The following is a 22,782-nucleotide window of genomic DNA, read 5'->3' as shown; positions in this document are numbered from 1 at the left end:
GCCCCTTGCCCAGGAAGTCGTCGGTTGCCTTGCCGCGATGCCTGAATGGCGACCAGGCCGCGGCTCTCGCTTCGCTCCAGCGCACCCGGGCGGGCACGGGGTCGAATCGATGCCGAGGGGCCGAATCGATAGAGGTCGCGCGCTTCATGCGCGCTCTTCAGCATGGTTTCATGACGGGCCGATGAAAGCGTGACCCGCAAGCACGCTCTGGAATGCCGCCGGGCAGGTCAGGCCGGCACCTTGATGACGGCACGCAAGCCGCCGAGCGGGCTGTCGTCCAGCATGATGTCGCCGCCGTGGCTGCGGACTATGTCGCGTGCTATGGCGAGGCCAAGCCCGGTGCCGCTGGCGTCGAGGTTGCGGGCCTCGTCAAGCCGCACGAACGGCTTGAACACCTCCTCGCGTTTCTGGGGCGGAATGCCCGGACCGTCATCGTCGATGGTGACGAGCAGCGAGCCGCGGCCATGGTTGGCTTTGATCTCCACCGTCTGGGCGTAGCGGAAGGCGTTGCCGACGACGTTGGACAGCAACCGGGCGAAGGCGCGCGGCCGCACATGCACGTGCGGATCGCCGGCAAGCGTGGTCGACAGTTTGCGCTTGCGCAGCGTGGCCTCCTCGCCGAGCTTCTCGAAATAGGCCTCGAGATCGAAACGGCCGGTGTCCTCCGTCGCCTCGCCGCGGGCAAAGGCGAGATAGCCTTCCAGCATCGACTGCATGTCGTCGATGTCCTGGCCAAGCGCCTCGGTGTCGGCCTTGGTCCCGGTCAGCGCGAGCTGCAGCTTGAAGCGGGTGAGGATGGTTCTGAGATCGTGGCTGACGCCGGTCAGCATGGCGGTGCGCTGCTCGAGCTGGCGTTCGATGCGCTCGCGCATCTGGATGAAGGCAAAGCCGGCGCGGCGCACCTCCTCGGCGCCGCGCGGACGGAAATCGCGCGGCATCGGCCGTCCCTTGCCGAAACTCTCGGCGGCTTCGGCCAGCGTCAGGATCGGCCGGATCTGGTTGCGCAGGAAGGGGATGGCGATCATCAGCAGCACCAGCGAGGTGCCGACCATCCAGATCAGGAAAATGTGGGTGTTCGACGCATAGGCCTGGCTGCGGCGCACGAAAACACGCAGCACCTTGCCCTCGAGCTGGACGCGGACCTCGACAATGTTGGAATTGCCGACCGTATCGATCCAGAACGGACGGTTGATCTGGCGGGTGATCTCGGACGAGAGGATTTCATCGAGGATCGAGAAGAAAGGTTTTGGACCGGGCGGCGGCAACGGGTCGGGCGGCAGCAGGTCGACCTTCAACTGCATGCGATCCTGGGCGATGCGGATGACATTGGCGTAGTCGGCGTCGCGCGGATAGGTTTCGATCAGGTCGACGATCGCGGCAATGTCGCGGACAGTGGCCTGCGACAGGCGCTGGGTAACCGTCTGCCAGTGGCGTTCCATGAAGACAAAGGCGACGACAGACTGCAGCAGGATCATCGGCGCGATGACGATGATCAGCGAGCGGGCATAGAGCCGCTTGGGCATGTAAAGCGCAACGTAACGCCAGAACCGGTTCCAGGCGCGCGGCATGGCCTTGAGCGCCCGCGTGGCGCGTGCGCTCAAGCCGTTATCTCCCGGCCCTTCCAGATCCGTGGTCGCCATTCGCCCTTTTGCTCATCCGCGGCCACTCAACAAGGGGCCCGCAAGCACAGTGCCGCGCTTGCAATTTTCGACTTTATGCATGTCGTCGTCCCAAAACCGCTTCGCACTTTGGGCGACATCCATTGCAGCAGTCTATTCCACGCTGAGCCGATACCCAATACCGCGCACGGTCTGCAGCCAGACCGGATTGGACGGGTCGCGTTCGATCTTGCGGCGCAGCCGGTTGATCTGGACGTCTATCGTGCGCTCGCCGACTTCCGAATCGTCGCCGACAAGTTCATGGCGCGGTATCGTTTCGCCCGCCCGCGCCGCGAAGATCGCCAGGATCTCCTGCTCGCGGTCGGTCAGCTTGAGGGCCTCGCCGCCGCGCTTGAGCTCTCGCCGGGCGATCTGAAAGGTGTAGGGGCCGAAGACCAGCTGCTCGACCTTCGGCGTCGTCGCCGGGCCACCGCGGCGCAGGATGTTGTTGATGCGCAGGATCAATTCGCGCGGATCGAAGGGCTTCGGCAGATAGTCGTCGGCGCCGGCCTCGAGCCCGGTGATGCGGCTGTCGGTTTCCGACAGCGCGGTAAGCATGAGGATCGGCACGTTCTTTTCGGCTCTGAGCGCCTTGGTGAGGTCGACGCCGGTTTCGCCCGGCATCATGACATCGAGCACGAGCAGATCGAAATCGAGGCCGGCGAGCTTGCGCCGCGCCTCGCCGGAATTTCCGGCAACGGTGACGCGAAAGCCGTTCTCGGTCAGATACTGCTTGAGAAGATTGCGGATACGGGTGTCGTCATCGACCACCAGCAGGTGCGGTGCATCATCGTCCGGTGCTGCCGGGTGATCAACCTTTTCAATGGTCTCCATGGCTTTTCCCTGACATTTTTGCGGGCACAATGTCGATCTGCGCCCTTAGTTCCGGATTGACCATCGCTTCCAGGAAGCGTTCGATCAAGGCGCGTTCGCTGGCTCCGGAATCTTCCAATGCAGCACGGATGCGGCGCGACTGTGGCCGCGCCAGAGCCAGCGCCAGGGCGCGGCCCCTGGCGGTGGGGTAGAGTTCGCGCTGCCGGCGGTCGCGCGGGCCCTGCAACTGGACGACATGGTCGGTGTCGATCAATTGCTTGAGCACGCGCGCCAGGCTCTGCTTGGTGATTTTCAGGACATCGAGCAGTTCGGCGACCGTCAGGCCCGGCCTGCGATTGACGAAATGCAGGACCCGGTGATGGGCGCGGCCAAAACCATAGTCGGCGAGGATCTGGTCCGGATCGGAGGTGAAATCGCGATAGGCGAAGAAGAACAATTCGATGATGGCGAAGTCGATGCCGTCCTCGTCGGCAATCGCCGTCCTGATCGGTCTTCCGGCTGGGTGGCTGCGATCCGTCATCTTTTCTCCACGGGAAACGGGAAATTATGTCAGCACTATTGACGTAATTTTCCGACGATGGTAATTTTTGACAAGCTTTTCGGCGGATTGCGAACGAAAAGGCAAGGGAAGGTTGTTTTTCCGGAACTTCCTGAGTTTGCCAGACCTCAAATATCCGCTTACCCTTCGAGGCACTCTACGCTTTGAGAAACTTCACGCTTTGAGAAATGGGCCGCCGGTGCGGCCGACACGAAAAACGCAACGACACAATGATATGCGGGCCGTCGCCCGCGGGAGGTTACCATGGCATCCGTTCCCTTCGACCAAATGGATGGCTCTATCTGGATCAACGGCGAGTTCGTCAAATGGGCCGACGCCAGGATTCACGTCCTGACCCATGGCTTGCACTATGCCAGTGCGGTGTTCGAGGGCGAGCGCGCCTATGGCGGCGAGATTTTCAAGCTGACCGAGCACAGCGAGCGCCTGCATGAATCGGCACGCCTGCTCGGCTTCAAGATTCCCTATTCGGTTGCCGAGATCGACGATGCCTGCCGCACGCTGTTGAAGAAGCAAGGGCTCCAGGACGCCTATGTGCGGCCGATCGCCTGGCGCGGCAGCGAACAGATGGGCGTTTCGGCGCAGAACAACCGCATCAACTGCGCCATCGCCATCTGGCAGTGGCCGAGCTATTTCGACCCCGCGCAGAAGCTGAAGGGCATCCGTCTCGATATGGCGGAATGGCGCCGCCCCGATCCGCGCACCGCGCCGTCCAAGTCGAAAGCCGCTGGTCTCTACATGATCTGCACCATGTCCAAGCATGCCGCCGAAGCCAAGGGCTATGCCGACGCCATGATGCTCGACTGGCGCGGCCAGGTCGCGGAAGCGACCGGCGCCAACATCTTCTTCGTCAAGGACGGCAAGATCCACACGCCGACCCCCGATTGCTTCCTCGACGGCATTACTCGCCGTACGGTCGTCGGCCTTGCCAAGGATCGTGGCCTCGAGGTGATCGAGCGCGCCATCATGCCGGAAGAGCTGGAAGGCTTCGAGCAGTGCTTCCTTACCGGGACGGCAGCCGAGGTGACGCCGGTTTCGGAGATCGGTCCATACCGATTCGAGGTCGGCGAGATCGCCAAGACGCTGATGAACGACTATTCTGCGGCCGTTCAACCCAAGCACGCGATCGCCGCAGAATAACGAAAGTCACAGCTTTTTTTAACAAGTAGGGGCGGTTTTTGGGCCGCCCCTTTTATTTAAGCACTTCTGCATTTGACTTTCGTCCAATTCGGCGTCTCATGATGGCGTCGGCCCGGGAGGCTGGCAGCTATGGAGGGACTGGTACTATGGACATGAACACGCTTCTTCCGATCATTATTCAGGTGATTACGGGTGTCATCGGTGGTCAGGCGGTGGGCGCGGCGATCAAGACGGCGGCGATGGGTCAGCTTCCCAAGATCCTTGGTGGCGCCGTTGGCGGCGTCGGCGGCGCGGCCATCCTCGGTAGCCTGCTCGGCGGTGGCGCACCGGTCGACCCGGCAGCGGCAGCAGCGGCAACGGGCGGATTGGGCAGTGCGCTTAATCTGCAAAACATCATCGGCGGTGCTGGTGGTGGCGCCATTCTGACCGGCATCATCGGCGCGGTCATGAATGCGATGAAGAAATAAGCTTGGCGGTTTCGGGCTTTCAAATGGGCGGCTTCGGCCGCCCATTTCCATTTCAGCCCGGCCCATCATGACGGTGGACGTCGTTCGCATGTGCCCCTAAAGCGCGCCGCTTGAACGAATTCACACGACACGCTGTAGGTTCTTGTTTTTATGCATGTCGTTATCGCAAAACCGCTGCACACTTTTGCGCGACATGCATTAGATCAGAGACGCCACCACGAAAGGACGATCATGGGTCAACTCAATGCCGGTGTCGTGCCGGTCACGCCCTTCCAGCAAAACTGCACCATCCTCTTCGACATGGACGACAAACAAGGCGTCGTCGTCGATCCGGGCGGCGACATCGACAAGGTGCTGGCGGTGCTGAAGGACAATGCGATCACCGCCGGCGCGATCTGGATCACGCATGGCCATATCGACCATGCGGGCGGCGCAATGGAGATGAAGGAGGCGCTCGGCGTCGAGATCATCGGCCCGCATGAGGCTGACCGCCCGCTGCTCGCCAATCTCGAGAGCCAGGCGAAACTTTACGGCATCACCGATGCCGTGCGCAATTGCGTGCCCGACCGTTTTCTCGGCGAGGGCGACACCGTCTCGTTCGGCCAGCACGCGTTTGAGGTCTTTCATTGCCCCGGCCACGCGCCGGGCCATGTCGTCTACTACAACCGCGCGGCCAAATTCGCCCATGTCGGCGACGTCCTGTTTCGCGGCTCCGTCGGGCGCACCGACCTGCCGGGCGGCGACCATGCCGCGCTGATCGCTTCGATCAAGAACAAGCTTTTGCCGCTTGGCGACGACATCGGCTTCATCTGCGGCCATGGCCCCGGCGGCCGCTTCGGCGAGGAGCGGCGGACCAATCCGTTCCTGGTCTAAATGCATGTCGCCCAAAAGTGTGCAGCGGTTTTGGGACAACGACATGCATGAAAACAAAGACTTAAAGCGCGTCGGCTGAATCCGTTTCAGCGCGACGCGCTTTAGGGTGTGCCGATATCCAGGTGAGGCCGGCCTGACCTGAAATCTCAACACACCCTGGCGGGCCAACTTGCTCAGAGAGCCAGATACAAAAAAGCGCTGGCCTTGCGGTCAGCGCTTTTTGTTTGGGGCCAGGGAAGCCCTTGGCTTTAGTTGGCGGTGCAGAAATGCTGTTCGCCGTCATAGTCGGTGAACGTGCCCGTGCGGGCATTGAAGCTCCGGTAGCGATCCGAACAGTATTCGTACCAGCCACGGGTCCAGGGCTCGGCGTAGCCGTCATTGTAGGCGACCCGCGGTTCCACGTAGTAGCGGCGCACCGGGGCCGGCCGCGGCCGCGGATAGCGACCATAATCGTCATAGCCGGGGTCGTAGTAGCTGGGCTGCGGATTGCTGAGCGCGCCGCCGATCAGGGCGCCGGCCGCGAGGCCGAGGACGCCGGCGGCGACGGCGTCGCCATTGCCATGGCCACGATAGTGGCGGTGGTTACGCCAATCATCGGCGCTGGCCGCGGGCAACGTCGCGAGCGTGGTCGCGACGACGGCGGCGGACAGGATGGCGGTCTTGAAAATTCGATTCATATCGGTCTCCTTCGTGCCGGCCCGGTAGTGGGGATGCGGTCCGGCTTTACCGAAGACTAGTAGGCGACCGTGGCTGAACGGGGGCTGAACGAAAATTGGCGGGCCGGGATCAATCGATCGGCCAGGGCACGGGCGGCAAATATTGTACGCTCACGGAGAGCGAGCCTCTAGCGCGGGAGCCGTTCGGCCGTCGTGAGCCGGCTCAGCCGATCGACAGGTTTACGGCTTTCGGACCCTTGCCGCGCTTGTCCGGCTCGGTGTCGAATGTCACTTTCTGCCCATCCTCAAGACCGGGAAGACCCGACGCCTGCACGGCCGAAATATGGACGAAGACATCCTTTGCGCCATCATCCGGCGTGATGAAGCCGAAGCCCTTGGCATGATTGAAGAATTTGACGGTGCCGGTCTGCGGCATGGGAAGCTCCTTTGATCCCATCAAGTCCAGTCTCGGGCCGGCAAATGCCCGAGTGGAAATTTGTCCTTTATTTTAGCGCTATCGGCAAGAGAAAGTTTTGCGGGTGACGGCAGGCATTAAAGCGCGTCGCGTTTGAACGGATTTATCGCAAAACCGCTGCGCACTTTTGCACGACATGCATTGGGACGTGAAAAAGGCGCGACGAAAACCGCCGCGCCTTCGAAAACTCGGATCCGGCCCTGGAAGCCGGCGCAAGACCTTTGGAGCGTCACCACCCCTCGCATGTCCGAACGAACGTGCGACGCGCTGACGGCTCAGGCAGCGCGAAGATTGACCGCCTTCGGACCCTTGCCCATGCGATCGGGCTCGACGTCGAAGGTGACCTTCTGGCCGTCGACGAGAGTGCGCAGGCCCGAGGCCTCGATCGCCGAGATGTGGACGAACACGTCCTTGGCGCCGCCGTCTGGCGTGATGAAGCCGAAGCCTTTGGTCGCGTTGAAGAATTTAACGGTGCCGGTCTGGGCCATTGGGGAAACTCCTTCACCCGTGTCAGTCTTGTGGTTTGCCCGCCGCCTGGCGCCGTGGGCAAGTCCCGGTGGTTGCTTCGGCAGTCATGCATTGGCGCATGGTCAAACCCCCCGCCGAAAAACGGGGCCGTCAGAGATTCACAGTATCGGGGAAAGGTCGTCCAAAACGTTCCGCTCTCCGGGTCGCAAATGCCCGAACACAAAATTTATCGCACGGAAACGTGATGGTTGCAAGATAGAGCCGCGGGCCGCCCGATGGCGTCCCGACGCACCGCATCGATAGACCCGGGTCTTTGCGCGGTCATCGGCCAGAACCCGGTCACGCATGGTCCAGTGAGCGCGATGCGTTCGGTTGTTTCCGGCAGCCGCCCAAAAACGGGATTGCATTTGCCGATGGAATGGCGAGGATCGGTGTTGGCAGTTGATTTTTCGCATGATCCTTTCCGAAAAATAGATTTTCGGGGTCATGCGCTAGAGCGAAGCGCGTTTTGCGCCGGAGCGGGGGCTCGAGGGAGATATAGTCATGAGATTTCTTGCGGCAATCTTTTCGCGGCAGGGTTTTGCCGTTCTGTTGTTGTCGGCAATTCTTGCCGCCTGCACCGTGGTGGTGGATGAAGGACCGGGGCCGCGTCCGCCAAGGCCTGGACCGCAGTTCTGCACCAAGCAGTATGACCCGGTCTGCGCCCGGCGCGGCGGCGACCGCCAGACCTTCGCCAATGCCTGCCTTGCAGAGCGGGCCGGATACCGCATCATCCGCGACGGCCAGTGCCGTGACGGTGGCGGTGGCGGTGGCGGTGGCGAGGAGCAGACATTCTGCACGCGCGAATATGCTCCGGTCTGCGCCCGCCGCCGTGGCGAACTGCGCACCTTCCCCAATGCGTGCGAGGCCCGTGCCGCGGACTATCGGGTGGTCGACGACGACCCCTGCTGAGGGGGCCGCACCCTATCTCCCCCGCGGGGGAGATAGGTTTTGCATGGCATCTAATGCATGTCGCCCAAAAGTGCGCAGCGGTTTTGGGGCAACGACATGCATAAAAACAAAAGCTTGGAGCGCGCGTGAATCCAATCACACCCGACGCGCTCTAAGCCTTCATCTTGCGGCAATAGGCGATGAACTCGGCGGCGGGCATCGGCCTGGCAAACAGCCAGCCTTGGCCATAGTCGACATCGCGCTCCAGCAGATAATCGGCCTGTGCCTGCGTCTCCACGCCCTCGGCAACGATCTTCAGCTTCAACGTCTTGGCCATGTCGATGATATGCGGCGTGACGGAACTGGTGGCTGAATTCGTGGCGATCGTGTCGATGAAGGACTTGTCGATCTTCAGCGCATCGAGCGGCAGCCCTTCGAGATGGGAGAGGCTGGAATAGCCGGTGCCGAAATCGTCGATTGCGACCGCATGGCCAAGCTCGCGGGCGCGGATGAGGGTCGAGCGCGCTGAATCGATATTGACAAAACCGCGCTCCGTCGCCTCCAGCCAGATCTGTCGCGGCCGAATTCCCGTGTGCTGCAGGGCCTTTTCGATGACGGGAAGGATCCTTGCCGTTTCGACGTCGGCGGGGCTGAGATTGACCGCGATGTGGAGGGAACGATTGGCGACGAGGAGCCGGTTCAGGTCAAGAACCACATGGGCGACCACCTGATCGGTGATCGCCGCGATCAGGCCGCTCTCTTCGGCCAGCGGGATGAAAAGATCGGGCCGGACCAGCGAGCCGTCCGGGCGCCTCCAGCGCACCAGAGCTTCCGCCCCGATGCATTTGCCGGTCCTGAGTTCGACGATCGGCTGATAGTGGACGATGAATTCGCGCTTGCGTACGGCAATCTGCAATTCTCTCAGCGGCGACAGCCGCCGTCGCGACAGCCAGACAACCATGCCGATGGTGAAGGCGGCGATGAAAGCGCCAAGCGGAAGCAGCAGCAATCGCTGCCTGCGCACACTGTCCACGATCTGGCTTTCCGGTTCGCTTGCGACGGCGATCCAGTCCGCCCCGCGTGCCGTGGCGAACAGATGGCCGTCGTCCAGGCCTTTGCCGGGGCCGGCGATGATCTTGCCGATGCGGGCGGGATCAGGCCCGTTCAACGCGCCGAGCAGGATGCCCTGTTTCGTCGCCAAAGCGAGCTGAATGTCGGGATCGACGATGACGTCGACAAAGCGCACGGGATCGACAAGGACATTGTGGTCCTTGTACCGCAGCGCCATCAGCGGATGGTCCCGGTTGGCCAAGGGCAACATTCGAGCCGTGACGGCAACGCCGTCCCCCGTGGTGAAATCCGGAGCGGTTTGCGCGACGCTTCCTTCGGTCGACCCCCAGGACGTGCATTTGAGCAGGCCGTTTTCGAAATAGCCCATCTCTTCGATCGAGCGCGTGTTGATGGTGAGTTGCCGCATGCGGGCTATATGGCCAACCGAGCAGCGGTCGCCGGTGAACCGGTCGATCTCGCGCAGCGCGCCGGTCGCATCCTTGAGCGATATGTCGGCCCTGGCGATCGCGCGGTTGGCGAACAGCGCCAGCCGGTCATGTTCTTCCTGAACTGCCAGGACCGATGAAAAGTGAAACATCGCCACGATGGGCACTATGGCGCCGAGCAAGGCCAACACCACCGCGGTCACGATGATGCGCGGCCTGTCCATATGCGCCTCCTGCCTTCGGCCGGCGATCACCTGCCGGTTTCACGCGCAATCCCGCCGGGGCGGCACCGAGCCTCGTTCCAGCGGGCCCTTATATGGCTTCGACGTTACGTGACCTTTAATGCGATCCGCACCGTGCTTGGGTGAGTGCAGCGTTGCTCATTCAGCCGTTGGATACGTCCCATCCGCTGGCCCGGCATAGAGTTCACTGCCGTCCGCATCGGAAATGCGCAGGCGGTCGGGGGTCTGCGGCATCGCCAGCGTGCGGAACAGCGCGGCGGCACCGTGCAGGGCGGCACGCAAGTTCGGTGCTTCGAGCGGCACCCTGTCGAGCATCGCTTCGGCGGCGTCGCGCGAACGATAGAACTCGACGACGAAGTTCAAGCACGCCTCCATGTTGCGGCCGGAACGCCGCAATCCTGCGGTCGCACCAGCTCCGGTGCGCGCGTCGCCAGGCTCCAAGAGGATCGCGTGGCGGGATGGGGCAGGCTCTAGCCCCTGGACTTCGGCTTCAAACCGGCTTCCGCCTGCTTTACGGTCGAGCCGAAGGGCGAGGCAGGCTTTGCCGCCGTCTTGTCCTTCTTGGGCTTGCGTGTCTCGCGGTTGCTGCGCTGTTGACCCTTGGCCATCTTCTGATCCCTCGAATGTTGGCGGTTGATGCTGGCTTAAGTGGCCTGATTGTCGGCCGCTTCGAGATTGTCTTCCGTGGTGACCCGCTCGTGGCTCTCCTGGTCGTTGCGGATGCGGTATTGCGGTGAGCCGTCCTTGACCGGCAGCTTGCTCTGGATCTGGAACAGTTCCGCGGTTTTCTGGACAAGGCCGGTACGGCTCTTCATGCGGACCGTCTGACCGACAGCGAAAAGATGCGCGGGCGTGTCGGTGCGCGGGCGCGCATTCTGCTGGAAGCGGATCATGCGGCGTTCTCCCGGTCGTGTTTCAGCGCTGTTTCGAGTTCGGCTAGATCGATGGCAACCAACTGGCTGGTCGAGCTTTTCACCGTCCTCGCCGGCAGATGGATGAAGGTTGCGACACGGCGCCAGGCAAGCCACGACATGCCGTCAATCAGCTCTTCATCGTGGTCGATGTCGTAGTCGCCGGCCGGCAACTTTCCTTCCAGCCCGCCGAGCACGAAAGGTGCCTCGAAATGCGCGATGGAATGGGCGGTGCGGCTAGACATTTTGCGTCTCGACGTCTCTATCCTGACGTGTTCCGGAAAGCGGTTTCCACTTTGCCACGCTAAAGCAAATGCGCCACGCGCCTTGTATCGGCAAATTGGGTGTCGGCGATTTGGATTGAGTTTGGCGGGTCGAGGACCCCTGACGCCGCAAGATGCCAAGCTTGGCCCAAAAACGATCTCATACCAATAATCCGAAATTTTGGTTTATTCAAGGAAAATTCCGAGAGAATTTGACTGACCCCTGAAATTTACCCATATAAATTTTCAAAATTCTGCTATTGTCCAATAATATCGAAAAAATCCTTATTAAGCTCGTCAGAATAATTATCCTGGCGCCTGGATTTATTTTTTCCAGAAAGGAAAAAATCTATGAGGCTCATGAAAACACCGGATGGCCCGGCCGTAACAATCAAGCCGATAGTCAAGTTCCCAAAAGTCATGTCGGCGCGCCTGACGATAAGAAGCGATGAAGCGGCACGGCGAAAGATCGCCGACACCGACGGCACGCTGCGGCGGGCGCGCCAGCTTGCCGAAACCAACCGGCTGATTTGACGAGGGTTGGTTCGGAACGACCAGTCCCGGTTCGACGCAGGTTTGTCAGCATTTCAATGTTTTCGCGAAGGTAGTGCGAATGAATAGTATCAGAAGCCTCTGCGCCGCCTCCGCTGATGCGAAAGACGGCAGTCTGGGCCATATGAGCCATGATTATGGGCGGCGCATGGAGATGAACAGATCGTGGACCATCTATCATGTGTTTACCGGCGTTCCGGCCGAAGTCGGTGCGCGTTCCATGGTGGGTCTCAGCAAAGTTGATGCTACCACCGGGATGCTGTTCCTGAATTCCCACAATGTGGAAAGGCGTAGGACATCGTTCCTGCAAAATGCACGTTCCCGCGGCTTCAACGAGCACTGCGGCGCTACACGTCCCCTGGACGCGTAAAGGACGCTGTAGCACTCTGATTTTGCGCATGATCTTTTTCCGAAAATCAAATCCGATTTTTCCCGGTCATGCGCCAAGGAATTCGCCCATGACGCTCAATTTCCCCAACCCCAGCCGCTCCTATGACGCCGCGGCGAAGCGCATTCGTTTCACCGGCCATGATGGCATGTTCGAAGTGCCCTTCTTCGTCGAGGTTGCCGCGCTTTCGGCGGCAAGTTCGGCCGCGACCGGAGCGGAAGCCGAATATCTCAGCGCGTTCGATGCGAAGCGCTCGTCGATCCAGGACGTCGCGCGGGAGGCCTATTCGCACGGCCGCAAGAACATGTACGTGCTGACGCGGGCAGATTTCCGGTAGGCTGGCCAGCAAACCCTTGAACCTGCCGCCCTGATGGCCTAGATCGCCACAAGCGGACAAACACGGCAGGTTTCCCATCAACAGAGATCAGAGAAGAGCGGCGGGCGCGGGAGCGAGGTCTGGCACTGGAGGCCAGCCATCGCCAGGCCTTGACCAGTATGTGCAGCAGGCGCTGCAACTGCACCAGGCCGGGCGCCGGCAAGAAGCCGAGGCGATTTACCGGCAGGTGCTGGCGCGTAAGGCCAATCATGCTGCCGCGGCGCATTTCCTCGGGCTTCTGCTGCATCAGACCGGGCGCAGCGCCGAGGGGATGGATCTCCTCGAACAGTCGGTGCAGTTGCAGCCGACGAATCCGGATTTCCTCAACAATTTCGGCACGGTCATGCGCGATCTCGGCCGGGTCGCGGCGGCCGTCGATTTCTTCCGCGGCGCGGTGGATATCCGGCCGGACCAGCTCGCCGCGCGCGACAATCTCGGCTCGTCGCTGAAGCAACTCGGCCAGTTCGAGGAGGCCGAAGAGATCTATCGCGGCACGATCGGCCGCAATCCATTCCATGTCCGCGCCCGTATCGGGCTTGCCGAAACGCTGCAGGAGGCCGGGCGGCTCGACGAGGCATTGGCGGTTTTCCGCGAGGCGCTGACGATCCGGCCGAAGGACGCAGACCTGCTGCACGGGCTGGGTGTCGGGCTGATGGAAAAGGGCAAGCTCGATGAAGCGGCCGATCTTTTCCGCCAGGCGCTGGCAATCAATCCCGGCATGGCGCGAGCGTGGCTGATGCTGACGCAGGTCAAACGCCAGAAGGAGCGCGACGCCGAGCTTGCCGGTATGGAGGCGCAGCATGCCAAGGCGCCGCAGGACAGCCTGGCGCGCATGCAGCTCTCCTTTGGCCTCGGCAAGGCCAATGACGATCTGAAAGATTATCCGCGCGCCTTTGAATATTTCGCCGAAGGCAATGCCATCCGCCGCAAGGGCATCGACTACGACCCGGTGAGGACGCGGGCCGAATTCGAGGCGATGAAGTCGGTGTTCGATGCCGGCTTTTTCGAAAAACACAAGCCAAGCTCAATTGCCGATGACGCGCCGATCTTCGTCGTCGGCATGCCGCGTTCGGGCACGACGCTGGTCGAGCAGATCATCGCCAGCCATCCTCAGGTTTATGGCGCGGGCGAGCTCAGTATTTTGAAGACGGTGGTCGGCAAGCAGTTTCCGTCGACCATGCCGGGTGGCTTCCCGTGGGGAGCATCGGACGTGGACGACGCGGATTTTGTCGAGGCCGGGCAGGCCTATCTCGACATGCTGCACGCCCGCTATCCCGGCATCCGGCACATTACCGACAAGATGCCGGGTAACTTCCTTTTGGTCGGCTTCATCCACATGATGCTGCCGAAGGCCAGGATCATCCACTGCGCCCGCGATGCGGCCGCGACCTGCCTGTCGATCTACAAGGTGCATTTCCGCGGCGACAGCCACCGCTATGGCTACGATCTCGGCGAGCTCGCCGACTTCCACAATCTCTACACCGACATCATGACGCATTGGCAAAGCGTTTTGCCCGGCGTCGTGCACGATGTGCGCTATGAGGATTTCGTCGCCGACCAGGAAGGGCAGACGCGGGCGTTGATCGCCCATCTCGGCCTGCCCTGGGACGATAAAGTGCTGTCGTTCCACGAGACCGACCGCCCCGTGCGCACGGCCTCGGCCGCGCAGGTGCGCCAGCCGATGTATCAGGGCTCGGTCGATCTGTGGAAGCGCTATGGCGACCGGCTGAAGCCGCTGCTGGATAGGCTGGATTAGCACGCTGGTTACAGATTAGCCGAAGCCCCCTCACTTCGTCATCCTAGGGCGAAGCAGGAGCGAAGCTCCGTCGCGGAGACCCTAGGATCCATGCCGTAACCTTCCGAAGAGCGCAGCGGAACAGAATTCTGCACCGTTCCAAAGCCTTGAAGTCACGGCATGGATCCCGGGGTCTGCGCTGCGTCGCTTCGCTCCTTGCTACGCCCCAGGATGACGAAGCGATGGGTGCTCGGCCAATCTCCAGGGCCTATTCAAAGCTCCATGAACGGCTGGAATCCGCCGAAGATCATGCGCTTGCCGTCGAACGGCATCGCCGACTGCTCTCCGTTCAGGCGCGGATCGGCCATCACCTTGGCCATCACTGCATCGCGGCTCTGCCTGGATTCATAGACGACCCACGAGAAGATGACGATCTCGTCGTCCTTGGCCTGCACGGCGCGCGGAAACGAGGTCAGTTCGCCATAGGGCACGTCGTCGCCAATGCATTCGACATAAGCGAGCGCGCCATGCTCCTTCCAGACAGTGCCGCCTGTCTGAGCCATTTTCTTGTAAGCATCGAGATTTGCCTTGGGTACGGCAAGCACGAAGCCGTCGACATAGGACATTTTGGTCTCCTTTTTGGTGATCGTTCAAAAGGCTGCCCCACCGGCACGAGCCGGTGAGGGGCGCCTCGCCATTCGCGAAAGGTCAGGCTTTCTTCACCGGCGCGTTCATCGCCCACTCCACGCCGAACGGATCGCGCATGTTGCCCCACTGGTCGCCCCAGAACATCACCTGCAGCGGCATGACGACCTCGCAGCCGGCATCGACGGCGCGCTGCCACCAGGCGTCGATGTCGTCGCTGCCGAGATGGAGCTGCATGGTGTAGCCCTGCGGCTTCACGGCGGCCATTCCGTGCTCGGGATAGAAATCGGAAATCATCAGCGTCGAACCGTTGATGTGCAGGTGGATGTGCATGGTGCGGCCCTGCTCATCCGGCGGGTAGAAGAAGACCTGCTCGGCGCCGAAGGCCTTTTGATAGAATTCTGAAGCCTTGAAGGCGCCGTCCAGCTGAAGATAGGGCGTCAAGCCGCCGAGGACTTTCGCCGCGGGCTGGGTTTGGGGCTGGTCGTTCATGTCTTGCTCCTCTTTGGTTGGGCGTTGCGAACCACAGGACGAATGAGGCAGCGGCGATCCTACATGGCCGATGCGTTTTTTAATGCCGAGCGTGCGACGGCTGGCCCCAGTCAAGGGGCCCCCTTGTCAAGGAGCTAGGCCAATCCGCGGGCTGTTCTGTGCATCGACAATGATTTCCGGCCAGCCGATGTCCTTGCGCAGTTCGATCGGCAGTGAAAGTAGCGCGCGCTCGCTGCGGTAACGGGCGCGGGTCGCCGAGTAACGGGTCGCGATGCGGCCTATGGATGACAGAATGGACATGATGCACTCTCCCTGGTTGAAGCCGGCATCATCGTGTCGGCGTCCCAAGGACGTGGCGTGCAGTCATGATCCGACAGACCGCACGATTTTTTTGTCGTCAGATCGGTATCGGCCGGTGCAAAGGCGGATGTGGTTCAGTTGACCGCCGCGGCTAGCGCAGTGTCGTAATATTCCACCACCTCGACGGCCAGGCCGTCGCGTATTGTCCAGAAATCGGCGACGGGCATCACGAACTCGTCGCCGGTCGCGCGACGTGTCATGTGGTACTCGACCTGGGCGGCAACCTTGTCGCCGCCATCGATGATCTCGACCGGGATGACGCGCCGGTATTCGAAGTCCTCATTCAGGTCCACCAGGCGCGCAAGGAATTCCTGCTTGCCGCGGGCGCTGCCGGCGCGACGCGACTGCCGCGGATCGGCGATCCAACGAAACACGACATCATCGGCGCAATGCGCCAGTGCGCCCTCGATGTCGCGATCTGCATAGGCTTGGTAGAAGTTGTTAACGAGGTCTACCGCACGCATATCCTATCCCTCCCTAAGCTCTACCGCGGCAGGATGCGCCTTTTTAGGTCGATGGAAAAGCTTTCTTCCGTGGTCAACACGGCGTCAGGGACGACAGTACTTCAAAATGTCGGCCCGGCAGATGCATTGTTTTCCTCAGCCAGTCCCCTCGGCCACCGAGCGGAAGAAATCCTCCGGACAGTCGACCTCGGTCAGCCGCCGCTTCTCGATCAGCCAGAAGCGGTTGCCGATCGCTCTGATGAAGGAGCGGTCATGCGAGGCGAGCACGCAGCTTGCCTGATGCGCCAGCAGTTCGGCTTCCAGCGCTTCCTGGCCGTCGATGTCGAGATGGTTGGTCGGCTCGTCGAGCAGGTAGAAATTTGGATTGGCGAGCCGAAGCGCCAGCATCATCAGACGTGCCTTCTGCCCGCCCGACAGAATGCCGATCCTGCGCTCCTGCATGTCGATGCTGACGCCGGCACCGGCGAGCAGCGAGCGGGCGCGCTGTTCGCCGACGTCGAATTTTCGCGAAACCATCGCCAGTGGCGTGTCGTCGCTGCTCATCCCGGACAGCGCCTGGTCGCTGTAGCCGAGCACCGTCGACGGCGTCACCTTGACGCTCTGCACGGCTTCCGGTTCGGCGATGGCGTTCCTGATCAGGGTGACGAAGCGCGACTTGCCGACGCCGTTGCGGCCAAGCAGGACGATACGGTCGCCCTGGCAGATATGGCGTTTGCCGGTCCGGAACAGCAGCGTGCCGTCGGGTGTTTCGACCGCCGCATCATCGAGCGTGATCAGCACCTTGGCGTGGGTACCGCGATTGGCGAGCTTTATCGCGCCCGCCGATTTCTCGCGATGCCCCGGTGCCGCCGCTTCTTCCAGCCGCTCCGCCCGCTGGTTGAGCTGCTTGGTCTTGACCGTCAGGAGGTCGCTGCCCGAATTGATGCCGATATTGTTGAGCTTGGCGGCTTGCCGGCGCAATTGCTGCGCTGTCTTCATGTCGCGCTGGAATTTTCGATCAGCCGAGGCGTCGGCTTCATCCAATGCTTGCCTGGCGCGCGAATAGGGAAGCGAAAACGCTGGTGACTGTTCCGGGCGCAGGAATAGCGTGCGGTTGGTCGTGGCGTCGAGGAAGGCGCGGTCGTGGCTGGCGATGACCACCGGCACCTCGCGCGGCAGTGTGTTCAGCCAGGTTTCCAACTGGCTGATGCGGGCAAGGTCGAGATGGTTGGTCGGCTCATCGAGCAGCAGCACGTCCGGGTCGGTGACCCAGACGCGGGCGATCAGTGCCAACCTCTGCCAGCCGCCGCTTAGCGCTTGCATCGGCCGCTCGCGCATCGGCTCAGGCACGTCGAGGGAGTCGAGCACCACGTCGACCCGCCACAGTTCGCTTTCGGCCTGTTCGGCCGGCAGGGCGCCGGCAACAAGCTGATGGAAGGTGCGGTCGAGGAGAGCAGGCGGAACGGACTGCTCGACATGGCCGACACGCAGGCCGCGCGTGCGGGTGATGTCCCCGGATGTCGGTTCCATCTCGCCGGTCAGGCATTTGAGCAAGGTCGACTTGCCGCGGCCGTTGGCGGCGACGATGCCGAGCCGGTCGCCGGCGCCGACGGTAAGGTCGAGATTGGAAAAGAGCGGCGCACTCATGGTGACGCCGAGGGATTTGAGGCTGATCAGGGCCATTTGGATTTCTCTGGTCTTGCCGGAGCCCGGCTCAATGCACTTTGACGGTGCGCGTGCTGGCCATCAGAACAGGCGTTGCGACACCACGAAGGGCAGACCAAAAAATCGAAGCGGGAAAACCCGGACCGTCCTGGTCAGCCCTGCAAGCAAGCTCGCAGGGCACAGACAGGGCCGCGCTGACGGTGGTGGTCGAAAGTCACGCAGCCCTCCTTTCAAGACGTTTGAGTGTGGAGACTGGCTACACCTGAGATGGGGTCGATGGCAAGGGGTGGCGAAGGCCAGGGCGGCGATGATCTCCATGGCGCTTGCGCAATGAGATACGTTCCGTAGCGATCCTTCGCGCCCCCATTTGTCCTGCCGGACATCTCCCCCACGAGGAGGGAGATTGGCTGCGTCGCCTGTCGCGCCTTGTCCTGCAACGCTGATGATTGGCGAAAGCCGCGATGACGGCCAATCTCCCTCCTTGTGGGGGAGATGTCCGGCAGGACAGAGGGGGGCGCTGTCCCGCCAGCGTTTCGAAAGGCGCCGTAGCGCAATGTCCCCAAAACTTACCGTCCGGGCCGACCGGTCTTGCCGGGCCGGCGCTTTTCACGGCGGGCGTCGGCGGGGTCTTCGTAGGAGCCGATGCCGGCACGCTGGCGGATAATGGGCTTGCCGGGATCGCTGCGTTCTTTCGCGCCCCCCTCTGCCCTGCCGGGCATCTCCCCCACTGGGGGGAAGATCGGCTGTGGCTTGGCCGGCACCTTTCCTTCAACCGGCTTCTCGGTCCGCCGCACGGTCATCTCGTCCAGCGAGTTCTTCTTGAACAGCGGCTTGGTCGGATCGCCTGGTATACCGAAATCCGAGCCGTGCGCCTCCTGCGCCGACTGTTTCTTGAACAGCGAACGCGACACCGCGCCTGATGGTGTCGGCATGTCGGTGCCAGGCCCCATATCGTCCAGCGACGGCTTGGCAAACAACGGCTTCTTCACCGGCACAGCGCCGTCGGCGCCCATCTCGTCGAGCGCCGGCTTGCGGAAGAGGTTGGGCCGGGCAGCCTTGGCCGCCTCTTCGGCGGCATGTGCCTCGTCGAGCTTGCGGAAACGCTCCTGTTCCTCTGATGTACGATGTTTGGCCACGCCCTTGTTGTGCTTGCCCTTCTCGCGGCCCGAAACCGGGCTTTCCATGTCGGCGTATTTGGCCAATGGGTCTTCCGAGATCGACAGTTCCATCTCGCGCAGCCGCTTGATCTCGTCGCGGATGCGGGCCGCCTTCTCGAAGTCCAGATTGGCGGCGGCATCGCGCATCTGCTTTTCCATCGCGTCGAGATGGGCCTTCAGATTGTTGCCCATCATCGCGCCGGCACTGTCGGTGAACTGCGAGATGTCGGCGCGGACGTGGTCCTTCTCGTAGACCGAGTCAAGAATATCGGAGATGCGCGACTTGACCGATTCCGGCGTGATGCCGTTGGCCTGGTTCCACTCCATCTGCTTTTCGCGGCGGCGGCTGGTTTCGGCCATCGCCCGCTCCATCGAGCCGGTGACCTGGTCGGCATAGAGGATGACCTTGCCGTCGACGTTGCGGGCGGCGCGGCCGATGGTCTGGATCAGCGAGGTTTCCGAACGCAAAAAACCTTCCTTGTCGGCGTCGAGAATGGCGACGAAGCCGCATTCGGGAATATCGAGACCTTCGCGCAAAAGGTTGATGCCAACCAGCACGTCGAAGGCGCCGAGCCGCAAATCGCGCAGGATCTCGATGCGCTCCAGCGTGTCGATGTCGGAGTGCATATAGCGGACGCGGATGCCCTGCTCATGCAGGTATTCGGTCAAATCCTCGGCCATGCGCTTGGTCAGCACGGTGACCAGAGTGCGGTAGCCGGCTTTTGTCGTGTCACGAATTTCGCCGACGACATCGTCGACCTGGGTCTTGGCCGGCCGCACCTCGACCGGCGGGTCGATCAGGCCGGTCGGGCGGATGACCTGCTCGGCGAAGACGCCGCCGGACTGTTCCATCTCCCAGCCGCCGGGCGTCGCCGAAACGGCAACGGAAAGCGGGCGCATGGCGTCCCATTCCTCGAAGCGCAATGGCCGGTTGTCCATGCAGGAGGGCAGGCGGAAACCGTATTCGGCCAGCGTCGCCTTGCGGCGAAAGTCGCCTCGATACATGCCGCCGATCTGCGGCACGGTGACATGGCTCTCGTCGATGAAGACCAGCGCGTTGTCCGGAATGTACTCGAACAAGGTCGGCGGCGGATCGCCCGGCTGGCGGCCGGTGAGATAGCGCGAATAGTTCTCGATGCCGGCGCAGGAGCCGGTGGCTTCCAGCATCTCCAGGTCGAAGCGGCAGCGCTGCTCCAGCCGCTGTGCCTCAAGCAGGCGGCCGGCCCGTTCCAGTTCCACCAGACGGTGCTTGAGTTCTTCCTTGATCGACTTGATGGCCTGGTTCAGGGTCGGTCGCGGCGTCACATAGTGCGAATTGGCGTAGATCTTGACGCTTTTCAGCTCGCCGGTTTTCTGCCCGGTCAGCGGGTCGAATTCGGTGATCGCCTCGATCTCGTCGCCGAACAGCGAGATGCGCCAGGCGCGGTCTTCCAAGTGGGCCGGAAAGATCTCGATCGTGTCGCCACGCACGCGGAACGAGCCCCGGACGAAATTGACGTCCTGGCGCTTGTACTGCTGGGCGACGAGGTCGGCGAGCAGCGCGCGCTGGTCGAGCCGGTCGCCGATCTGCATCTGGAACGTCATCGCCGTGTAGGTCTCGACCGAGCCGATACCGTAGATGCAGGACACCGAGGCGACGATGATGACGTCGTCGCGCTCCAGCAGCGAGCGCGTCGCCGAATGGCGCATGCGGTCGATCTGCTCGTTGATCGAGGATTCCTTCTCGATGAAGGTGTCGGTGCGCGGGACGTAGGCCTCCGGCTGGTAGTAGTCATAGTAGGAGACGAAATACTCGACGGCGTTTTCCGGGAAGAATTTCTTGAACTCGGAATAGAGCTGCGCGGCCAGCGTCTTGTTGGGCGCCAGGATCAAGGCAGGGCGCTGCGTCTCCTCGATCACCTTGGCCATGGTGAAGGTCTTGCCGGAGCCGGTGACGCCGAGCAGCACCTGGGTGCGGTCGTTGTCGGTGACGCCTTCGACCAGATCCTTGATCGCCGTCGGCTGGTCGCCGGCCGGCTCGAAATCCGACACCATCTTGATGGCGATGCCGCCTTCGGATTTCTCCGGCCGGGCAGGGCGGTGCGGCGTCCACAGCACGCCGTCCTTGTGCAGAGGATTGCCGGACTCGATCAGCGCCGACAAAGCGGCCACCGTCGCGGTGACGCCGCCGGACGCCATGGTCTCGGCGTCTTCCAGCGAAATGTCGAGGCCGGCGACCGGATTGAGACCGGCCGCGGTGCGCTCCCTGGCCGAGGCCGCGCCGCCCATCGAGGTGCCGCGCGCGGTGCGGCCAGGGGAGGTGGAGCGTTCGGGAATCTTTTTCGCCGCCTTCGGCGATTTACCGCCGCCCTTGCCTGACAGACGCCCTTCCTTCTCCGCTTCCTGCTCGATCTGCTCGGCCCAGTCAGCGATCGAGCCGGTCAGCGGCGTGCCGGACAATTCGGCTTGCGGCGCTTCGGCAAAGCCGCCCTTGTGCAACGGCTCCGAGGCGTCGAGGAAATCGGTCAGCGGGCTGCGTCGCTTGGGCGGCAAAGCGTGGTCGTCACGCGCCGGCGAGGGCGTCTTCTTGTCGGAGGGTTTGGCCATGACCCAAATATGGGAGGTATCGGCCAAAATGGAAAGAGCGGAGTGAAGAGGGGTGCGATGCTCTGCGTGGCTGCTGACAGAAGGGTGTCAGGAGCGATGTCGAAATGCGTCTCTTCAATTGAACCACAGCGCGAAGGTCAAAAACCCGGCGCCGCCGAACTGGCGCTGGATCTGGTCGAACTCCTCGCCGGTCAGGATCTTGCCGCTTTCGAGATACGGCGCGATGGCCGGGCCGGTGATCGACAGCACAAGGTCGAAAGGCTTCGGCTCGTCGAAGAAGCGCTTCATGTTGATGCCCTTGTCGGCGATGCGGAAATGCGGCAGCAGCGTGCGGCCCTCGAGCAGGTCCTCGGCCATATCGAGCGCCGCGAGCCAGGCCTGCACCTGCTGCTCGCCGACGTCGAGACCGGTGAGCGGGCTGGCGCCCTTCTGCCGCGGGCCGGGCAGCCATTCCCGATCATTGTCGGTCTCGGCGCGGATCGCCTTCCAGTCTTCGCGCGACAGCCGGATCATCTCCATGAGATGACGGCGCGCCGCCATCCGGCGTTCCGGCTCGACGACCGGCCAGTTGACCAGATGGACCAGCGAGATGAAGTCGGCGATCCGCCATTCGGAGGAGAGAATGCCGCCGCTCATGCCGCCGTCGGGCGGCACGAGAATGTCCTGCAGCGGCAGCCTGGCGCGCGGGAACAGCATGTGGAAGGAGCCGTCGAACATGGTCCTGAAATCATGCGCCAGCCAGAAATCCGCCTGCGCCATCAGGAATTCGGCATAGCCCTGCAGCCAATAGCCGTCGGCGCGGTCGAAACGGAAGGTGAGCGCGGGTGCGGCATCGCCTGTCGTGATGCTGCCCTGCGCCAGGGCCGCCATGATCGCGGCAGCGCTTTCATCAGGCGCAATCGCGCCGTCCTCGTTGAGATCGATACCGAGACGGGTGAGGTCGACCTCCATGCCGATATCGGCGCCGGCGGGCACGGAGCCGAGCGTCGCGGCGGATTTCTCCAGCCTGTCGCGGAAGCCGACCAGTATGGCGCGGAATTCCTCGTAAGTCAGCGGCTCGGGATTGGGGTTGTCCGGCACGGGCAGCCGCATCAGCGGCAGCATCAGGGATTGCGGGCTCTCGAAGCCGTGGCGGTGCAGACCGCTCGCCAGGATCTCCAGCGCTGTGAAGAATTCGCCGGCGCCGGCGGCATAGGCGGCTGCCGGATCAGCAGGTGCCGCGGCTTCCAGCGTCGCCAGTGCGGTGTTGCGCTCGGCCACGGTTTTCGCGGCGAACATGATGGTGGCCGCTTCCGGCGCAGCGGCGGAGGCGGAAGACAGTGGCAGGAACAGGATGAGGGCTGACGCCAGCAGGCCTGCAGTTCGTGTCATCTCGTTCCTCCGCTGTGCGACGTTGCGATGAATCATACACGCA

Annotated in this window: 26 protein-coding genes; 8 read left to right on the top strand and 18 right to left on the bottom strand. The window is 62.4% G+C overall.

Annotated features, from left to right (window positions below):
• Positions 1 to 227 precede the first annotated feature (227 nt).
• From MESS4_RS27515 to MESS4_RS27505, 3 genes are all read right to left on the bottom strand, one after another.
• Positions 228 to 1,640 carry an ATP-binding protein gene (locus tag MESS4_RS27515; protein WP_006338491.1) on the bottom strand — a complete coding sequence of 471 codons (1,413 nt, stop codon included), beginning with the start codon at positions 1,638 to 1,640 and terminating at the stop codon, positions 228 to 230.
• A 132-nt stretch (positions 1,641 to 1,772) separates the two neighbouring features.
• A complete protein-coding gene (locus MESS4_RS27510) occupies positions 1,773 to 2,492 on the bottom strand; it encodes a response regulator transcription factor (protein ID WP_006338490.1) in 720 nt (239 codons plus the stop codon).
• Positions 2,479 to 3,012 (bottom strand): MarR family transcriptional regulator, encoded by a 534-nt coding sequence (locus MESS4_RS27505; protein ID WP_006338489.1) that lies wholly within the window; start codon positions 3,010 to 3,012, stop codon positions 2,479 to 2,481. Before MESS4_RS27505 ends, MESS4_RS27510 begins: the two co-directional genes overlap by 14 nt.
• A gap of 282 nt (positions 3,013 to 3,294) precedes the next feature.
• Here MESS4_RS27505 and MESS4_RS27500 point away from each other — a divergent pair, with 282 nt between their 5' ends.
• The 3 genes from MESS4_RS27500 to MESS4_RS27490 all read left to right on the top strand — a co-directional run bounded on the left by MESS4_RS27500 (position 3,295) and on the right by MESS4_RS27490 (position 5,528).
• Entirely contained in the window at positions 3,295 to 4,188 is an 894-nt protein-coding gene (locus MESS4_RS27500; protein WP_006338488.1) for a branched-chain amino acid aminotransferase, read from the top strand.
• 146 nt (positions 4,189 to 4,334) lie between these two features.
• Entirely contained in the window at positions 4,335 to 4,655 is a 321-nt protein-coding gene (locus MESS4_RS27495; protein ID WP_006338484.1) for a hypothetical protein, read from the top strand.
• Positions 4,656 to 4,886: 231 nt separating this feature from the next.
• On the top strand, positions 4,887 to 5,528 hold the full coding sequence (locus tag MESS4_RS27490) for an MBL fold metallo-hydrolase (RefSeq protein WP_006338482.1): 642 nt from the start codon (positions 4,887 to 4,889) through the stop codon (positions 5,526 to 5,528).
• Between the two features lie 248 nt (positions 5,529 to 5,776).
• Here the strand turns inward: MESS4_RS27490 and MESS4_RS27485 are convergent, their stop codons facing one another.
• The 3 genes from MESS4_RS27485 to MESS4_RS27475 all read right to left on the bottom strand — a co-directional run bounded on the left by MESS4_RS27485 (position 5,777) and on the right by MESS4_RS27475 (position 7,147).
• Positions 5,777 to 6,205, bottom strand: coding sequence for a BA14K family protein (locus tag MESS4_RS27485; protein WP_006338480.1), 429 nt, complete (start codon positions 6,203 to 6,205; stop codon positions 5,777 to 5,779).
• Between the two features lie 202 nt (positions 6,206 to 6,407).
• Positions 6,408 to 6,620, bottom strand: a complete 213-nt coding sequence (locus MESS4_RS27480) for a cold-shock protein (protein ID WP_006202521.1) — start codon at positions 6,618 to 6,620, stop codon at positions 6,408 to 6,410.
• Between the two features lie 314 nt (positions 6,621 to 6,934).
• A complete protein-coding gene (locus tag MESS4_RS27475; RefSeq protein ID WP_006202520.1) occupies positions 6,935 to 7,147 on the bottom strand; it encodes a cold-shock protein in 213 nt (70 codons plus the stop codon).
• Positions 7,148 to 7,670: 523 nt separating this feature from the next.
• Between MESS4_RS27475 and MESS4_RS27470 the strand changes: the two genes are divergently transcribed.
• Positions 7,671 to 8,078: a Kazal-type serine protease inhibitor gene (locus MESS4_RS27470; protein WP_006338474.1), complete on the top strand. Its 408-nt coding sequence runs from the start codon at positions 7,671 to 7,673 to the stop codon at positions 8,076 to 8,078.
• Positions 8,079 to 8,229: 151 nt separating this feature from the next.
• Here MESS4_RS27470 and MESS4_RS27465 read toward each other — a convergent pair whose 3' ends face one another.
• The 5 genes from MESS4_RS27465 to MESS4_RS27450 all read right to left on the bottom strand — a co-directional run bounded on the left by MESS4_RS27465 (position 8,230) and on the right by MESS4_RS27450 (position 10,951).
• Positions 8,230 to 9,777: an EAL domain-containing protein gene (locus MESS4_RS27465; RefSeq protein ID WP_006338472.1), complete on the bottom strand. Its 1,548-nt coding sequence runs from the start codon at positions 9,775 to 9,777 to the stop codon at positions 8,230 to 8,232.
• 156 nt (positions 9,778 to 9,933) lie between these two features.
• Positions 9,934 to 10,158 carry a hypothetical protein gene (locus tag MESS4_RS27460; protein ID WP_006338470.1) on the bottom strand — a complete coding sequence of 75 codons (225 nt, stop codon included), beginning with the start codon at positions 10,156 to 10,158 and terminating at the stop codon, positions 9,934 to 9,936.
• A gap of 107 nt (positions 10,159 to 10,265) precedes the next feature.
• On the bottom strand, positions 10,266 to 10,403 hold the full coding sequence (locus MESS4_RS34145) for a hypothetical protein (protein ID WP_006338469.1): 138 nt from the start codon (positions 10,401 to 10,403) through the stop codon (positions 10,266 to 10,268).
• Between the two features lie 36 nt (positions 10,404 to 10,439).
• On the bottom strand, positions 10,440 to 10,688 hold the full coding sequence (locus MESS4_RS27455; protein ID WP_006338467.1) for a hypothetical protein: 249 nt from the start codon (positions 10,686 to 10,688) through the stop codon (positions 10,440 to 10,442).
• Positions 10,685 to 10,951 (bottom strand): hypothetical protein, encoded by a 267-nt coding sequence (locus tag MESS4_RS27450; protein WP_006338465.1) that lies wholly within the window; start codon positions 10,949 to 10,951, stop codon positions 10,685 to 10,687. Before MESS4_RS27450 ends, MESS4_RS27455 begins: the two co-directional genes overlap by 4 nt.
• 369 nt (positions 10,952 to 11,320) lie before the next feature.
• On the opposite strand from MESS4_RS27450, the gene MESS4_RS27445 reads away from it, so the two are divergent.
• From MESS4_RS27445 to MESS4_RS27430, 4 genes are all read left to right on the top strand, one after another.
• Entirely contained in the window at positions 11,321 to 11,503 is a 183-nt protein-coding gene (locus MESS4_RS27445; RefSeq protein WP_036242321.1) for a hypothetical protein, read from the top strand.
• 79 nt (positions 11,504 to 11,582) lie between these two features.
• The gene (locus MESS4_RS27440; RefSeq protein WP_036242319.1) at positions 11,583 to 11,891 is read left to right on the top strand and encodes a hypothetical protein; all 309 of its coding nucleotides are present in this window, start codon (positions 11,583 to 11,585) and stop codon (positions 11,889 to 11,891) included.
• Positions 11,892 to 11,979: 88 nt separating this feature from the next.
• Positions 11,980 to 12,246: a DUF1488 domain-containing protein gene (locus tag MESS4_RS27435; RefSeq protein WP_006338461.1), complete on the top strand. Its 267-nt coding sequence runs from the start codon at positions 11,980 to 11,982 to the stop codon at positions 12,244 to 12,246.
• 160 nt (positions 12,247 to 12,406) lie between these two features.
• Positions 12,407 to 14,041, top strand: a complete 1,635-nt coding sequence (locus MESS4_RS27430; RefSeq protein ID WP_006338460.1) for a sulfotransferase — start codon at positions 12,407 to 12,409, stop codon at positions 14,039 to 14,041.
• Positions 14,042 to 14,292: 251 nt separating this feature from the next.
• On the opposite strand, the gene MESS4_RS27425 is transcribed toward MESS4_RS27430, so the two are convergent.
• The 7 genes from MESS4_RS27425 to MESS4_RS27400 all read right to left on the bottom strand — a co-directional run bounded on the left by MESS4_RS27425 (position 14,293) and on the right by MESS4_RS27400 (position 22,739).
• Positions 14,293 to 14,646, bottom strand: a complete 354-nt coding sequence (locus MESS4_RS27425; RefSeq protein ID WP_006338459.1) for a DUF1428 family protein — start codon at positions 14,644 to 14,646, stop codon at positions 14,293 to 14,295.
• Positions 14,647 to 14,728: 82 nt separating this feature from the next.
• Complete coding sequence (locus MESS4_RS27420) at positions 14,729 to 15,157, bottom strand: glyoxalase/bleomycin resistance/extradiol dioxygenase family protein (RefSeq protein ID WP_006338458.1); 429 nt, start codon at positions 15,155 to 15,157, stop codon at positions 14,729 to 14,731.
• Positions 15,158 to 15,283: 126 nt separating this feature from the next.
• The gene (locus tag MESS4_RS34140) at positions 15,284 to 15,457 is read right to left on the bottom strand and encodes a hypothetical protein (protein ID WP_006338456.1); all 174 of its coding nucleotides are present in this window, start codon (positions 15,455 to 15,457) and stop codon (positions 15,284 to 15,286) included.
• Positions 15,458 to 15,591: 134 nt separating this feature from the next.
• Complete coding sequence (locus tag MESS4_RS27415) at positions 15,592 to 15,981, bottom strand: nuclear transport factor 2 family protein (protein ID WP_006338454.1); 390 nt, start codon at positions 15,979 to 15,981, stop codon at positions 15,592 to 15,594.
• Positions 15,982 to 16,116: 135 nt separating this feature from the next.
• Positions 16,117 to 17,643, bottom strand: a complete 1,527-nt coding sequence (locus MESS4_RS27410) for an ABC-F family ATP-binding cassette domain-containing protein (protein ID WP_006338451.1) — start codon at positions 17,641 to 17,643, stop codon at positions 16,117 to 16,119.
• Between the two features lie 548 nt (positions 17,644 to 18,191).
• Positions 18,192 to 21,368, bottom strand: a complete 3,177-nt coding sequence (gene uvrB, locus MESS4_RS27405) for an excinuclease ABC subunit UvrB (protein WP_006338448.1) — start codon at positions 21,366 to 21,368, stop codon at positions 18,192 to 18,194.
• A gap of 114 nt (positions 21,369 to 21,482) precedes the next feature.
• Positions 21,483 to 22,739 (bottom strand): hypothetical protein, encoded by a 1,257-nt coding sequence (locus MESS4_RS27400; protein ID WP_006338447.1) that lies wholly within the window; start codon positions 22,737 to 22,739, stop codon positions 21,483 to 21,485.
• Between the last annotated feature and the right edge of the window lie 43 nt (positions 22,740 to 22,782).

It is taken from the genome of Mesorhizobium sp. STM 4661, from assembly GCF_000359125.1.
Classification (GTDB): domain Bacteria; phylum Pseudomonadota; class Alphaproteobacteria; order Rhizobiales; family Rhizobiaceae; genus Mesorhizobium.
This window is presented reverse-complemented; position numbering and strand designations above follow the sequence as displayed.

What these genes read in the sequence shown, in the direction of transcription:
- MESS4_RS27420 (WP_006338458.1), bottom strand. Translation starts at nt 15,157, where the DNA reads ATGAACGACCAGCCCCAAACCCAGCCCGCGGCGAAAGTCCTCGGCGGC.
- MESS4_RS27400 (WP_006338447.1), bottom strand. Translation starts at nt 22,739, where the DNA reads ATGACACGAACTGCAGGCCTGCTGGCGTCAGCCCTCATCCTGTTCCTG.
- MESS4_RS27415 (WP_006338454.1), bottom strand. Translation starts at nt 15,981, where the DNA reads ATGCGTGCGGTAGACCTCGTTAACAACTTCTACCAAGCCTATGCAGAT.
- MESS4_RS27470 (WP_006338474.1), top strand. Translation starts at nt 7,671, where the DNA reads ATGAGATTTCTTGCGGCAATCTTTTCGCGGCAGGGTTTTGCCGTTCTG.
- MESS4_RS27465 (WP_006338472.1), bottom strand. Translation starts at nt 9,777, where the DNA reads ATGGACAGGCCGCGCATCATCGTGACCGCGGTGGTGTTGGCCTTGCTC.
- MESS4_RS27485 (WP_006338480.1), bottom strand. Translation starts at nt 6,205, where the DNA reads ATGAATCGAATTTTCAAGACCGCCATCCTGTCCGCCGCCGTCGTCGCG.
- MESS4_RS27425 (WP_006338459.1), bottom strand. Translation starts at nt 14,646, where the DNA reads ATGTCCTATGTCGACGGCTTCGTGCTTGCCGTACCCAAGGCAAATCTC.
- MESS4_RS27505 (WP_006338489.1), bottom strand. Translation starts at nt 3,012, where the DNA reads ATGACGGATCGCAGCCACCCAGCCGGAAGACCGATCAGGACGGCGATT.
- MESS4_RS27490 (WP_006338482.1), top strand. Translation starts at nt 4,887, where the DNA reads ATGGGTCAACTCAATGCCGGTGTCGTGCCGGTCACGCCCTTCCAGCAA.
- MESS4_RS27455 (WP_006338467.1), bottom strand. Translation starts at nt 10,688, where the DNA reads ATGATCCGCTTCCAGCAGAATGCGCGCCCGCGCACCGACACGCCCGCG.
- uvrB (WP_006338448.1), bottom strand. Translation starts at nt 21,368, where the DNA reads ATGGCCAAACCCTCCGACAAGAAGACGCCCTCGCCGGCGCGTGACGAC.
- MESS4_RS27475 (WP_006202520.1), bottom strand. Translation starts at nt 7,147, where the DNA reads ATGGCCCAGACCGGCACCGTTAAATTCTTCAACGCGACCAAAGGCTTC.
- MESS4_RS27440 (WP_036242319.1), top strand. Translation starts at nt 11,583, where the DNA reads ATGAATAGTATCAGAAGCCTCTGCGCCGCCTCCGCTGATGCGAAAGAC.
- MESS4_RS27480 (WP_006202521.1), bottom strand. Translation starts at nt 6,620, where the DNA reads ATGCCGCAGACCGGCACCGTCAAATTCTTCAATCATGCCAAGGGCTTC.
- MESS4_RS34140 (WP_006338456.1), bottom strand. Translation starts at nt 15,457, where the DNA reads ATGTCCATTCTGTCATCCATAGGCCGCATCGCGACCCGTTACTCGGCG.
- MESS4_RS27500 (WP_006338488.1), top strand. Translation starts at nt 3,295, where the DNA reads ATGGCATCCGTTCCCTTCGACCAAATGGATGGCTCTATCTGGATCAAC.
- MESS4_RS27450 (WP_006338465.1), bottom strand. Translation starts at nt 10,951, where the DNA reads ATGTCTAGCCGCACCGCCCATTCCATCGCGCATTTCGAGGCACCTTTC.
- MESS4_RS27510 (WP_006338490.1), bottom strand. Translation starts at nt 2,492, where the DNA reads ATGGAGACCATTGAAAAGGTTGATCACCCGGCAGCACCGGACGATGAT.
- MESS4_RS27515 (WP_006338491.1), bottom strand. Translation starts at nt 1,640, where the DNA reads ATGGCGACCACGGATCTGGAAGGGCCGGGAGATAACGGCTTGAGCGCA.
- MESS4_RS27495 (WP_006338484.1), top strand. Translation starts at nt 4,335, where the DNA reads ATGGACATGAACACGCTTCTTCCGATCATTATTCAGGTGATTACGGGT.
- MESS4_RS27445 (WP_036242321.1), top strand. Translation starts at nt 11,321, where the DNA reads ATGAGGCTCATGAAAACACCGGATGGCCCGGCCGTAACAATCAAGCCG.
- MESS4_RS34145 (WP_006338469.1), bottom strand. Translation starts at nt 10,403, where the DNA reads ATGGCCAAGGGTCAACAGCGCAGCAACCGCGAGACACGCAAGCCCAAG.
- MESS4_RS27410 (WP_006338451.1), bottom strand. Translation starts at nt 17,643, where the DNA reads ATGGCCCTGATCAGCCTCAAATCCCTCGGCGTCACCATGAGTGCGCCG.
- MESS4_RS27435 (WP_006338461.1), top strand. Translation starts at nt 11,980, where the DNA reads ATGACGCTCAATTTCCCCAACCCCAGCCGCTCCTATGACGCCGCGGCG.